12 protein-coding genes are annotated in these 13,323 nt (G+C 59.0%); 4 read left to right on the plus strand and 8 right to left on the minus strand.

All coding sequences use genetic code 11. The annotated features are described in order from the left end of the window. Positions 1 to 50: 50 nt before the first annotated feature. Both RDL77_RS05885 and RDL77_RS05890 read left to right on the plus strand, forming a co-directional pair. Positions 51 to 1,034, plus strand: coding sequence for an AraC family transcriptional regulator (locus RDL77_RS05885; protein ID WP_288192133.1), 984 nt, complete (start codon positions 51 to 53; stop codon positions 1,032 to 1,034). Between the two features lie 38 nt (positions 1,035 to 1,072). Continuing rightward, positions 1,073 to 2,359: a Hint domain-containing protein gene (locus tag RDL77_RS05890; protein WP_288192134.1), complete on the plus strand. Its 1,287-nt coding sequence runs from the start codon at positions 1,073 to 1,075 to the stop codon at positions 2,357 to 2,359. Between the two features lie 55 nt (positions 2,360 to 2,414). Here the strand turns inward: RDL77_RS05890 and RDL77_RS05895 are convergent, their stop codons facing one another. The 6 genes from RDL77_RS05895 to RDL77_RS05920 form a co-directional block, all read right to left on the minus strand. Then, complete coding sequence (locus RDL77_RS05895) at positions 2,415 to 3,188, minus strand: phosphodiesterase (protein ID WP_288192135.1); 774 nt, start codon at positions 3,186 to 3,188, stop codon at positions 2,415 to 2,417. 17 nt (positions 3,189 to 3,205) lie between these two features. Next, positions 3,206 to 4,252: a LacI family DNA-binding transcriptional regulator gene (locus RDL77_RS05900; RefSeq protein ID WP_288192137.1), complete on the minus strand. Its 1,047-nt coding sequence runs from the start codon at positions 4,250 to 4,252 to the stop codon at positions 3,206 to 3,208. A 10-nt stretch (positions 4,253 to 4,262) separates the two neighbouring features. Beyond that, complete coding sequence (locus tag RDL77_RS05905) at positions 4,263 to 5,072, minus strand: ABC transporter permease (RefSeq protein WP_374042667.1); 810 nt, start codon at positions 5,070 to 5,072, stop codon at positions 4,263 to 4,265. Continuing rightward, entirely contained in the window at positions 5,072 to 5,893 is an 822-nt protein-coding gene (locus tag RDL77_RS05910) for an ABC transporter permease (RefSeq protein ID WP_288192139.1), read from the minus strand. The genes RDL77_RS05905 and RDL77_RS05910 overlap by 1 nt, the downstream gene beginning before the upstream one ends. Positions 5,894 to 5,958: 65 nt before the next feature. Next, a complete protein-coding gene (locus RDL77_RS05915) occupies positions 5,959 to 7,095 on the minus strand; it encodes an extracellular solute-binding protein (protein WP_288192140.1) in 1,137 nt (378 codons plus the stop codon). A 76-nt stretch (positions 7,096 to 7,171) separates the two neighbouring features. Continuing rightward, positions 7,172 to 8,281: an ABC transporter ATP-binding protein gene (locus RDL77_RS05920; protein ID WP_288192141.1), complete on the minus strand. Its 1,110-nt coding sequence runs from the start codon at positions 8,279 to 8,281 to the stop codon at positions 7,172 to 7,174. A gap of 235 nt (positions 8,282 to 8,516) precedes the next feature. Here RDL77_RS05920 and RDL77_RS05925 point away from each other — a divergent pair, with 235 nt between their 5' ends. Beyond that, complete coding sequence (locus RDL77_RS05925) at positions 8,517 to 9,491, plus strand: ABC transporter substrate-binding protein (RefSeq protein WP_288192142.1); 975 nt, start codon at positions 8,517 to 8,519, stop codon at positions 9,489 to 9,491. Positions 9,492 to 9,605: 114 nt separating this feature from the next. Further along, entirely contained in the window at positions 9,606 to 11,249 is a 1,644-nt protein-coding gene (locus tag RDL77_RS05930) for an iron ABC transporter permease (RefSeq protein WP_308526380.1), read from the plus strand. Between the two features lies 1 nt (position 11,250). On the opposite strand, the gene RDL77_RS05935 is transcribed toward RDL77_RS05930, so the two are convergent. After that, complete coding sequence (locus tag RDL77_RS05935; protein ID WP_288192143.1) at positions 11,251 to 12,288, minus strand: ABC transporter ATP-binding protein; 1,038 nt, start codon at positions 12,286 to 12,288, stop codon at positions 11,251 to 11,253. Positions 12,289 to 12,396: 108 nt separating this feature from the next. Further along, on the minus strand, positions 12,397 to 13,302 hold the full coding sequence (locus RDL77_RS05940; RefSeq protein ID WP_288192144.1) for a LysR family transcriptional regulator: 906 nt from the start codon (positions 13,300 to 13,302) through the stop codon (positions 12,397 to 12,399). Between the last annotated feature and the right edge of the window lie 21 nt (positions 13,303 to 13,323).

Below are 13,323 nucleotides of genomic sequence, written 5' to 3' on the forward strand. Positions count from 1 at the left end.
TGTCTGGCGCATCGATTTCAATCACCATCCGTTTTTCAAGGATTGAAGCAATGTTCGATACAATGCGGAATGACAATCCTGCTCGCGACCGCCTGTCCCATCACCCGGCACAAATGCCCGCCACGGGAACACCGGTTGCCGAGAGACCCGCAATATTTCCTCGTTTACCCCTGGACGAGACCTACCGCCTCAATGAGACACAGGTCCTGAAAGGTTCGACCTCCCATCCGATGGAAATCGTTTCGGACGGAAAGGCAGACCACCTCCTTTATGTCTTTGTGCTCAGCGGTGTCATCGAATGCGGCAACACCAGATCGCGCCTCGCGTCGCTCATCCCGGGCGGCTGCACCGGAGCCATCATCAACGACCCTGCCACTTCGCTCAAACTGACCAAGGGGTGTCGCTGGCTCGCATTCCAGATTCCACTCTCCCTGTTGCGCAATCAGTTTGGCCTGTGGTCAGGACAATTTTGCTTTCATGAGCCCCGGTTTGCGGCTGTCGCCGATTTCCGCAGGCACGCCGTGTCCAGCCTGTACCGCACGATCAATCTTCTGCTTTTCAGGAAAGGGGAGGGGGAGACGCCGCCGCTGGTCATGAGTTATGAGCAATTGCTGATCGCGCAGCTCTACGCGTCAGCGCCGCACAATCTTTGCCATGGCGATCGTTCCACACGGCAACCATGCCCAAGACAGCTTCGCCGTGCCGAGGAATTCATCCGCAACAATCTCTACGCTCCGGTCACGGTCGATCATATAGCAGGTGCTGCAGGGTGCAGTACGCGAACACTGCAGCGAATATTCCGGCATTTCCGTGACGCAACGCCAATCCAAACTCTGTCGCATTACCGCATCGCAGAGGCACATGACCTGATCAAGATGGGCAAGGCGAGAACCGTCACTGATGTCGCAAGCAGTCTGCAGTTTTCAAACCCGGCGCGCTTCGCCGCCACCTATCGCGAAATTTACGGACAGAAGCCGTCCATCGACCTCCGCGCTCATCTCCGCGCCGCAGCGGAAAGAGCCACGCCCGTTTGATTTTCATCACCAATCCATTTTCAGAAGGAAACAGAAGCATGGCCAAAACATCCGTCAAAGACCCGCCCGCCGGACTGGAGAAGCGGGCCGATGGCCACTATCTCATCACTGGCAGGGAGGTCACCCTGGACAGCAAATCGGTCGACCTCAGCGCCCTCAACATTGCAAGAATTGACCTCGTCGACGGCGCCCATCTGACGGTCAACCCGGCGGGACTGGATGTGAAAGCGCTCGGGCACATCACCTATGGAGTAGGAAAAGACTGCACACTCACCCTCAGTGCTCCGCCTGCCGCCGTCAACATTGCAAATTCGACGACCATCGATTTTGGCTATTCAGACGGCACTGGCACATTCGAATACCAGCCCGGGAATCTCGGTATCAACGTGGCCAGCCCCATCGAGATCATCAATCTTCACGGAGGCGACAAGATCAAAGTGGATGGAGCAACCTCCGCCGAACTGAAGGATGACACACTTCTCTTCAAGACTGGAAAGACCACCGAGCCTGCGCCTGCTGAAAAACCTGGTTTTTTGACTGGTCTTCTAAACCCCATTGCAACGACACTCAAAGGCGCCACCAACACAGTCAAAGATGTGCTCGGTACAGGCGCAAAGTTTACTATCAATCCCGCTGCCACGTTCGACTTTGCTCAAGCGGACAACAGCGGTCAGATCACCATCAAGACGCCCTGCTTCGTCATGGGAACGCTGATCTCCACACCGGCAGGGGAGATCGCCGTCGAGAGGCTCAAGATCGGCAATCTGGTCTATACGATGAACGGTGAAGCCGTACCCATCATCTGGATCGGAAGCCGCAGGATCGATCCCAGAACCATCGACAAGCTGCGCGATCATGCACCTATCCGCATCCGTCCGGGCGCGCTCGATCGCGGCGCACCGAACCGCGACCTCTATGTGTCGCCGGATCATTGCCTGTTTCTGAATGGGTCGCTTATCCCGGCAAAGCTCCTCATCAACGGCACTTCCATCACGCAAGACGCAACGTTCGAACCATTCATTTATTACCATATTGAATTGGAGCAGCATGGCGTGCTGATCGCGGAAGGTGCCTATGCGGAAAGCTACCTCGATCTTGGCAACCGGGTCAGGTTCCTGGAACCCGGAACCCTCATGTTCACATCACCGGAACGCGCGGTAAATTCGTCTCCCTGCCATCCTCCGGTCTATTGCGGCCCGATCCTCGACGGGATCAGAGAAGAACTCGACCAGCGCGCGCAAGCATTGGGCTACTGCTTCGGCAAGAAACAGGAATCTGCCGAAAATATATCCAATATATTTCCTTTTTACAAACGAATACAATAGCATAGCAGAAATCCTCCCGCTCGGCGGGCAGCCGACCGGCCAATCCGGCGAACCGCTAGCGATAGGCAGCGGTGCGATCGAGGAAATCGTGGAAATGGGCGATCACTGTATTCCGATCGATAAACACAACGGCATAGGCCGGCGGCTCGAGCGTCGTCATGATCCTGTCGGGTGAAAAATCCAGTGCCGTCTGGTGGTTGGTGCCGCGTATGACGCTCACGGGAATGCCGCGCCAGCTGCCCGCCACCGGCCTGTGCGCATGGCCGACAAAAATATGCCTGACATTGCCATGCTCGCGCAGCAAAGCATGAAGCGCTTCCGATTCGACAAGTCCGAGCCCATCGAGGAGCGGCAGGAAAATGGGGAAGGGGGGATGGTGCAGGAAGAGGAACACCGGCCGGCCAGCCGCCTCGGCCAGACGCCGTTTCAGCCAGGCTTGCCGGGTTTCATCCAGACGCCCTTCGACCAAACCTTCCGATAGGGTGTCGAGCAGTATCAGGCGCCCCTCCGCCGTATCGACCACGCTTTGGACGAAACCGTCCTCCGGTGTGACGGAAGCGAAAACCCGCAGAAATGCGCTGCGGTTATCGTGATTGCCGAGAAGCAGTTTATACGACGGAATGAGCTTTTCCAGTTCACCCGCCAACGCCTGGTAGCTGTCCTCATGACCGTTATCGCTGAGATCGCCGGTGAAAATCACCAGTTCTGCATCCGCATGGTTCTGGTTGATGTCGGCAATGCAGGCCTGAAGATTCTTCAGCGGATCGCGCTCACACAGAATATCGCCCGGCGTGACGAGATGCAGATCGGTAACCTGGATAATTTTCATGGAATGTCTCGGACGTATCAGGGCTTGAATGAATGGGGGATGCGGGCACTGCCACGCACAACAATGTGCGTGTTCAGCCGGTCGTGCATGGGCGGGCAATCCGGCTCGGCCTGCCGCTGGTCGAGCAGGGCCACGGCGTGTGCAGCCATGACAGCCGGGTCCTGGCGGAAGGTCGTGAGATTGTAGGTTTCCCACGCCGCTTCCGGTATGTCGTCAAACCCGATGACGGACAGGTCCTCCGGAATCCTCAGGCTTGTGTGCCGCCGCACATGATCGATAAGACCAAAGGCAACCAGATCGTTGACGCAGAATACGCCCTGCGGGTGTTCGCTGCCGGCAAAAAGCTGCCGCGCCGCTTCCTGCCCGCCCGCATAATCGGAATTGCCGCCATGCCCCATGATGACGGTCGCGCCATGCGCAGCCGCTTCGTGGCAGAAGCCGTTCTCGCGTTCGATGGTCGTCGGCGTACGGGACACGGTTCCGGCAAAGCCCAATGCCGTCAATCCATTGGCGAGAAAAACCCGGGCAGCCTCGCGGCCTGCGCCTTCATTGTCGATATTGACGTCATCGGCCCCGGTTTCGGATCGTCCGAGCACGATGAGCGGCTGACCGTTGCGCCGCGCCAGCTCGACGAAAGAGGAGGGGGGAGAACCGGACAGAATGATCGTTGCCTCGGCGCGGTAGCCGAACAGCGTTTTTTGCGCCGCGACAAGTTCCTCCTCCGTGCGGCCGGTATTGATGACGATAGGTACGCTGCCGCGATGGATCAGCGCCTTGGTCAAGGCTGCGACGAGATGCGAGCGGTAGCCCAGCTCCGGATTGGTAACGACAAGGCCGACCAGCCGGCTTGTTCTTGCCAAAAGACCCCGCGCCAGATCGTTGACCTGATAGCCGAGCTCCTCGGCGGCAGCCATGATCTTTTCGCGTTTCTTGGCAGAAACACTGGCACCGGGTGTGAACGCCCGCGACACCGCAGAGCGGGACACGCCAGCCTTTCTTGCCACCTCGACGGCACTGACATAGTGCTGGGTCTTCTTCGGTAGATCGTCGCCGTTCGAATCCATGCTTGTTCCTCTAGTGTCCAACCTTGGACAGCACATCGGCGCGCAAGAATCGCTCCACCACCAGCATAAAGCCGATAGACGGGATGAGTAGCAGCAGCGCGGTGATCGATGCAATCTGATAGTTGCCGCCGGACCCCGCCGTATAAAGCAATAACGGCAGCGTGTTCACATCGGGCGCGCCAACGAAATAGCTGCCGGTAAACTCATCCAACGACTCCAGAAACACAAAAATAGCACTGGCGAGAAGCCCGGGCGCCGCAAGAGGCAGGGTCACGTCACGAAAGGCGCGCAGGGGACCGGCACCAATGGACCGGGCGGCTTCCTCCAGATCGATCTGCACGGCGGAGAACGCTGCCGTGGCAATCCACACCGCATAGACGAGACCGTGCGTGACATGCACCAGCACCACGCCCATGATCGTGCCGTTCAGGCCAATCTGGTAGAAGAACCGCGCGATGTTCACATAGACGGGCAGATTGGGGAAAGCCTGCGGAATGAGGAAGGCGAGCAGGATCAGGCTGCGGAACGGCAGTTTCAGCCGCGACAGCGCGTAACCGGCCGGAACGGCCAGCGCGAGGGCCACCACCACGGTCAAGCTGGCCACGACAATGCTCGTCACCAGCGATTCCATGGCATTGCCGCGCGGCGAGAACACCCGCTGCCAGAAGCTGAAGCCATATTCCAGCGGCAGCATATGTGGAAAATACCATTTCTCCGCGACGGTCCACAGCAGGAGGTTGGTCAGCGGCCCGAAAATCACAAAGGCAAGCAGGCCAAGGACGAGCGCCCGGGGAACCCACCAAAAATCAATTCGGGTCATCACGAACGCTCCTTCACCGACTGGCGCAGATAGATGAGGGCGACACCGGCCGTCAGCAGCAGCGATATCATGCCGAGCGCATTGGCAACGCCATAATCGCCATGGGCATTGATGCGGAATGCAATATCGGCGGTCAGCATGGTGGGGGATTGCGCATTGATCATCAGCGGCACCGAAAGCACCGACATCATGGTGACAAAGGAGAGGATAAGGCCGACCAGCAGGGTTCCCGCGATTTGCGGGACAATGATTTCGATGAGGATGCGCAGCCGCGAAGCGCCAAGATTGCGGGCGGCTTCAATGGTGCTGCGATCCAGCGAGGCCATCGCACCCGCGACCAGCAGCGTCACGAATGGTGTCTGCTTCCAGACGAAGGCGATGACGATGCCGCGCCAGTCAAGAAAGCCGACCGTTTGAAGTGGCGTCAGGACGCCCAGGCTGACAAGGATATTGTTCATCAGGCCATTCTTGGCAAGGAATGTGCGCAGTATCTGGCCGACGACAATAAACGGAATGAACATGGGCCAGCGGTAGAGCCAGCGCAGTACGGCGACAGCACGCGGATTCTCGCCCAGCGTGAGATATCCGCCAATAGCGATCGAAAAAAAGCCGATCAGCAGGGTGGAAACGCCGACAATCAGCAGCGTGAAAATCATGTCGCTGGAGTAAAGCTCGAAGGATTTGGAAAAATTCCCGATGCCGTAGCTATCGCCGACAACAAATGCGCCGACAATCGACGCGCCAAGCGGCACGATGAAAAACAGCACGATCATGACCAGTGCCGGGATCACGAGAAGAATGGCGAGAAGGCGTTTCTGCATCGGCATATTCCAGAAGAGGGGAGGGGACCACCGGCGTGGGCCGGTGGTCCGAACGGCACGCGCTATTAGTTGGCTACGTTGCGCTCATATGCTTCGAGAATTGCCGAATTGTACTTGGCAATCGGGAAGGGCTTTGCCTTGGTGGCAAGATCTTCCGGGGAAATATCGATAAAGAGCTTGTCCCAGCTGGCTTTGTCGAGTTCCGGCTGCACATATTTCGCATCGATGCCAGGGTACCAGTTGAAGCGCTTGACGATGCCTTCAGCCTGAACCTTCGGGCTGGTGGCAAGGGCAACGAACTTCTCGGCCAGCGCCGTGTTCGGGCTCTTGGCAGGGATGACATAGTGCATCGGCTGACCGGGCATGCCGGGAGCAGGCAGGAACAGCTTCATTTCCGGCGGAAGCTTGCCGTCTGCCTTCCAGGAATAGAACATATCAACCCAGACCGGGCCCATGGCGATTTCGCCGCGGCTCAGCATGTCGAGCGTTCCGGCATTGCCCGGCGTCAGGGTGGCATTGGTGGTGAAATCTTTCAGACCGGCAAATGCCTTGTCCCACTTCTTGGTTTCTGCTTCTTCGAACGGACCGTTCATCAGCTTCTTGGCATCGCCATCGCCGAAGGCATAAATCCAGCCCATGACGAAGCTGACACCCGAGGCGCCGCCCTTGATGCCGTTGTAACCGAACTGCTTCGGGTTCTTCTTGGCCCAGGCAACCAGCTCTTCATAGCTCTTCGGCGGGTTGGGGATCAGCGCAGGGTTGTAGGCGATAGCAGTCTGGCTGGAGAACATCGGCATGACATAACCGTCGACATTGGCGCCAAGCGCCATTTTTGCCTTGTCGCTTGTCACCATTACGCCGGAAGGAATCTTTGCGCGATAGGATTCCAGATAGCCTTCCTTGACCATGGGACCGGCAAACTTCTCATGGACGACGGCCACGTCGGCATCCCATTTTTCCGTGTTGGCCTTGGCCTGCGCGTCGAACCGCTCGACGATCTTCTGCGAACCGGCATCGCCGGGGCCAGTGCCGACAACCCGCACCTTGGTGCCCGGATTTTCCTTTTCGAAGATCGGGGCGAGGTAATCATTGACGTAATCGACCATGTTCTGGTCACCCGCCGTCAACACGGTGAGGTCACCGGCAGCCGCAGGTGTGGCCGCCAGTCCGAGGATAAGTGAAGCCTGTAGTAACGTTTTCATCGTGAACTCCCGTTGAGCATGGATGTTTTGTTTTGGCAGTCTATGGGGCAGGGACCAGCGGACCGGCCACCTGTCCTCAATGGGCATGTGCGGCCGCAGCAACCTGCGGCGCGTTGAAAATGAAAAGCGAATGCGCGGGGATATGCACCTTGACGGTTTCTCCCTCCGCAAAGGCGGTATCTGCATCGACTAGGATTTCGTCATTGCCCAGACGCACGGCATGGCGCCAATGACCGCCGGGATAGCTGACGCTGGCAATCCGGCCGCGCAATTCGAGCGCACCCGGCTCGGCGGAAACCGTATCGCCGCTGCCGGCAAGGCGGGCGGCTTCGGCACGAAAACGCAGCTGCACCGGCCCGCTGGCAAGCGCGCGGCCCGACAATGCCGTGACCGTCGAGGGATTGAACGAGCCTTCCGCCAGTTCAATCTGCGCGCCGTTGACACGCGCCTGCATGGACAGAACATTTTCCGCGCCCATGAACGCAGCAACGAAGAGCGATGCAGGCTTGTTGTAGACGTCCTCCGGCGTTCCCTGCTGCTCGATCCGCCCGGCATTCATGATGACGATACGGTCAGCCATCACCATGGCTTCCTCGCGGTCATGCGTGACGTGAATGGCGGTGATGCCAAGCCGCTTTTGCAGCGACCGTATCTCGTGGCGTACCGTCAGGCGGATACGGGCATCGAGGTTGGAAAGCGGCTCATCCAGCAGCAGGATTTCCGGATCGATGGCCAGCGCCCGGCCGAGCGCCACGCGCTGGCGCTGCCCGCCGGAAAGCTGAGCCGGCTTGCGTGCGCCGAGACCGCCAAGGCCCAGCAGGTTCTGCATCTCGTTGACACGCGCGTCGATGACATCTTTGGAGCGCTTCTGCAGCTTCAGCCCATAGCCGATATTCTGGGCAACGGTCATGTGCGGCCACAGCGCATAGGACTGGAACACCAGCGCCATACCGCGCTTGTCCGGCGGCATCTGAGTGACATCGCGGTTCGCAACCTGGATGGAACCGCTGAACGGCTTGGAGAAGCCGGCAATCGTCCGCAGAAGCGTTGTCTTGCCGCAACCGGACGAGCCGAGAAGCGCCACGAATTCACCCTTGTGAATGTCGAGGTCTAGATTGTCGAGTACTGTCGTCGGGCCATACCCCACGCTCATTCGCTCGACTTTGAGGAAAGCAGGTTCAGTCATTTTCCATCCCATTGCGCAGCTGTGCAATTTTTTTCTTTGTACTGTCTGTTTATAACAGCGGGATGACAAGTAAAAAATTTCGACGGGGTTTTCCAAGCCAATTTACCCGATGAAAACCTTACAACTTTTCTCTAGATGTCATAGAACCGTTATCCGGCTTGTATAGGGGTGACCGATCATTATGAGCCTGCAAAAATCAAAGCGGGTTCATCTCGTCCTGACAAAAGGGGTTATCATGCGCCGCATTCTCATCGCTTCCGTTTTGCTTGCCGCCGGTCTTCAGCCGGTGTTTGCCGCAGATGGCAAACTTGTCCTCTATACCAGCCAGCCCAACACCGATGCGCAGCAAACCGCCGATGCATTCATGGCAAAGAACCCCGGTATCAAGGTTGAATGGGTGCGCGACGGAACGCCCAAGATCATGGCCAAGCTGCGCGCCGAAATCGAAGCCGGCCAGCCGCAGCCCGACGTTCTGCTGATTGCCGATGTGGTGACGATGGAAGGCTTGAAGAAGGAAGGCCGCCTGCTGCCCTTCAAGGACGCAAAGACTTCGGGTATCGACGCCGCGCTCATTGACAAGGACGGCACCTACTTCTCCACCAAGCTGATCACGACAGGCATTGTCTACAACACCAAGGCACCGTTTGTGCCGACGAGCTGGGCCGATCTCGCCAAGCCGGAAGCCAAAGGTCTTGTCACCATGCCAAGTCCGCTGACATCGGGTGCCGCCCTGATCCACACCGTTACGCTCACCGAAAATCTCAAACAGGGTTGGGACTATTATGCCGAGCTGGCCAAGAATGGCGCGCAGGCTGCGGGCGGCAATGGCGATATCCTCAAAGCAGTCAGCGGCGGCGACAAGCTCTATGGCATGATCGTCGACTACATGCCGATCCGCGAGAAGGCCAAGGGCGCTCCGGTCGAGTTCGTGTTCCCGAAGGAAGGCGTTTCGGCTGTCACCGAGCCGGCCGGCATCCTGTCGACGGCGAAAAATCCGGAAGCGGCAAAAGCCTTCATCAACTTCCTCCTGTCGAAGGACGGTCAGGAGCTCGCAGCCAAGATGGGCTATATCCCCGCGAGTGCCGACGTTGCCTTGCCGGCGGGCTATCCGGACCGCGCCTCGATCAAGGTCATGAAGTTCGACGCCGCCGGCGCGCTCGCCAACGAGACCAAGAACAAGGAAAAGTTCAGCGAAGTGATGGGGCAGTAAACGCCTTTGGCCATTACACATTCCATAGACAATGCCAGACCCGCATCCACACATGCGGGTTCCCCGGCATACAGGTTGTGGCGTTATTTCCGGCAGGATGGCGGATTGTCCGCCGTGCTGGTTCTCGCCATCATCTTTGCCTTAAGCTTTTTGCCGATGCTGCGGCTGCTGGTGACAGCCGTCGCACCCGGCGGCGAGATTGATCTTGCCGCCATGGCCGGGCGGCTTTCCAGTGCCTCGGTCATGCGGGCCACGCTCAACACCCTGGATACGGCCTTCTTCGGCGCGCTGCTCGCCCTTGTGGTTGGCGCGCCTTTTGCCATCGGCATTGCCATGACCGACCTGCCGGGGCGCAAGACCCTCGGTTTCCTGCTGCTGCTGCCGTTGATGATCGCGCCACAGGTGATGGCTCTGTCATGGCTGCACCTGTTCGGGCCATCCAGCACGCTGCTTGGTGCTTTCGGTCTTGCACCGCCGCCGGGCACGTCCAATCCGCTGCTCGGTCGCAATGGCATCATCCTGCTCTATGCCATCCAGCATGCACCCATTGTTTTCATCACCTTGCGGGCAGGGCTCACTCGCGTCCCCCGCGATCTGGTCGAGGCGGCGCGTTCTTCCGGATCATCGCCGCTGCGCGTGCTCCTGACGATCATCCTGCCGATGGTACGGCCCTATCTCGTTGCTGCCACGGCGCTTGCCTTCGTGTCGGGTGTTGGCAATTTCGGCATTCCCGCCCTGCTTGGCATGCCGGTCAACTATCTCACCCTGACGACGATGATCTACCAGCGTATCGCCAGTTTTGGTCCCAGCGTGCTGCCGCAGGTTGCAGCGCTCTCCGTCCTTATTGCCATGCTCGCCTTGCTTGGTGTCGTCCTGCAGGCCCTGGCACTCAAGAAGGTCAACCACCGATTTACCACGGGAACACCCGCGCGCTTTGCCCTTGGCCGCTACCGCTGGCTGTTCGCCGCTCTTGGCTGGGTCGCCATCCTGTTCATGCTGATCCTGCCGGTGCTTGCCCTCATAACCACGGCATTGATCCCGTCTTTCGGCGTCCCGCTCAACTGGTCCACCCTGACATTCTCCAATTTCGAGGAAGTACTGTTCCGGCAGGCATCCACCAGCCGCGCCTTCTGGAACTCGGCCACTCTTGCTGGCGCCGCCGCTCTCATTCTCGCGATGGGATCCATTCCGGTTGCTGTGGGGCTGGAGCGCTTCTCGCGTCTATCGCAACGCGTCCTGCATGGCGCAATCGAACTGCCCTATGCCTTGCCAGGCATCGTGCTTGCCATCGCCTGCATTCTCTTGTTCCTGCGGCCGCTGCCATTGATCGGCAGCCTCTACGGCACCGCGTGGATTATCCTGGTTGCCTATCTCATGCGCTTCTTCGCCCTGGCCATGAAACCGGTCACAACGGCGATCGGGCAGCTGTCGCGCGATCTCAATGAAGCGGCCGCCGTGTCCGGCGCCGGTCCGCTGCGCCGTCTCATGACAATCACCGGTCCTTTGACGGCACCCGCAGCGGTTGCAGGCGCTTTGCTTGTCTTCATGAGCGCATTCAACGAATTGACGGTCTCGGCACTGCTTTGGTCAAGCGGGCATGAAACACTCGGCGTCGTGTTGTTCAGCCTCGAAGAGGCTGGGCTTGGTACCCATGCGGCGGCCATTGCCGTGACGACAATCCTGATTGTCGTGGCACTTTTGGCGGTTCTCGACCGTCTCGGCAAAAAGCTCCCGCCTGGTGTGTTGCCCTGGCGGTAGATCAGCCGGGAATAATCCAGGCGTCGGCAATGGCGACATGCACGGTTTCACCAATGCGCAGCGCCGAGGGGCTGTCGAGCGTCAGGCGCTCGCCGTTGGCCAGTTCAAGCCGGGTTTCGTAGACGGCACCGCGATAGGTGCTTTCCTGTACTGTGGCAGCAAGCCCGTCATCGGCGAGACGGAGAGCTTCGGGGCGCAGCAGCAGCTTGATCGCGTCGGAGCCATCGGCAACGCCGCGCGCGGCAAGACGATACCCCGCCACATCAACGAGAGCCGATGACGCCTGCCTCTCGACAACCGTGCCGGAAACCGGCGTGCCGCGGCCGATAAATCCGGCCACGCGCTGATCCGCAGGGGAGTGATAGACCTCCACCGGCGCAGCGATCTGCAGGATGTTGCCGGCATTCATCACCGCGATGCGGTCGGAGAGCGCCAGCGCTTCCGACTGGTCATGCGTGACATAAACGATCGTCGCACGGGTGCGCCGATGGATATCCCGAAAAGCCTCGATCATCGAAGCACGCAAATGCATGTCGAGATTGGCAAGCGGTTCATCGAAAAGAATGATTTTCGCGTCGGCAACCAGACAGCGGGCGAGGGCGACGCGTTGCCGCTGGCCGCCCGAAAGTTCCTCGATCCGCCGATCGGCGAAACTGCCAAGACTGACGCTTTCCAGCACCGTTTTGACGCGCTGCGCGATTTCGGCCTTGGCAACCTTTCGGGTCTTCAGCGGGTAGGCGACGTTCTCGGCAACATTCATATGCGGCCACAGGGCATAGGACTGGAAGACCACGCCGACACCGCGCTCCTCCGGCGTTTTCTGGCGGCGCACATCGGCGATCCGCTCGTCGCCAAAATCAATTGCGCCATCGTCGGGCGCCTCGAATCCGGCAATCAGACGCAGGAGAGTGGTCTTGCCGCAACCGGAGGGTCCCAGCAGCGAGGTAAACGACCCTGCGGGGAAATCGATAGAGATATTTCTGAGAGCAACCGTCTCGCCGAAGCACTTGGTCAGATTCTGGATGTGAATGTCGGTCATGCGCCGCTTTTACAATGCTTTTCGATCTTTGGCACCGCCTATGCGCCAATCGCGTTACAACCATGTGACGAGGCGGTGGTATGCGGACCGCTGGTAGAAACTGAGCATTCAGGCACCCGCACGCACGGCATCGATGAAAACCCGCAGCGCAGGTGCCATATGACGCTGCCTGGGATAGCACAGGAATAGCCCTGGAAACGGAGCGCACCATGGATCCAGCAGGCTGACGAGCCTGCCTTCGGCAATGTGGTCGACAACGGTGTCCTCGATCGGAAAACCGATCCCGATTCCTTTGAGAGTGGCACCCAGTGCCATTTCCTTATCACTGAAGATCAGTGGACCTTCGACGGAGACACTGAACCAGGTTTCATTCTCGAAGAATTCCCAAGCGTAAGGCGTGGTCCGGCCCGGCCAGCGCCAACGTATGCAACGATGACTGATGAGATCGCGCGGATGCTCCGGATATCCATGACGCGCCAGGTAATCAGGCGTCGCCACCACCACCTGCCGGAGCTCGGATCCCAGACGAACGGCGATCATGTCGCGTTCAATTACCTCTCCTATGCGCAAGCCCACGTCGAAACCGCCTGCGACGATGTCAATGACCTCGTCATCCACCGTGATGTCGAGCAGCACTTCTGGATAGCGTTGGGTAAAGCTGGCAAGAATCGGTTCGATGTGTTTTCGGGCAGCAGATCGGAACGAATGCACCTTTACCGTGCCGGCAGGGTGCTCTCCTGAACGGCGAGCCTGTGCGACGGCGCTTCCGAGTTCAAACGCCGCGGGCCTGACCCGCTGAAGCAGATTCTCACCGGCCTCCGTCAATGACACATTTCGCGTCGTCCGGTGGAGGAGGCGCATCTCCACCCGCTCCTCGAAACTGCGCACCATCTGGCTCAGCGCTGAAGGGGAGACGCCGAGGCTATCGGCGGCCCGGGAGAAGCTCAGAAATTCGGCGACGGCAATGAAGGCGCGAAGCTGATTGTAGTCGTGTCCGGCGAGCAGGATGTCCATTTCACCACCGTACATTACTTA

It is taken from the genome of uncultured Phyllobacterium sp. (genome assembly GCF_902479695.1).
GTDB classification, from domain to species: Bacteria; Pseudomonadota; Alphaproteobacteria; order Rhizobiales; family Rhizobiaceae; genus Phyllobacterium; species Phyllobacterium calauticae.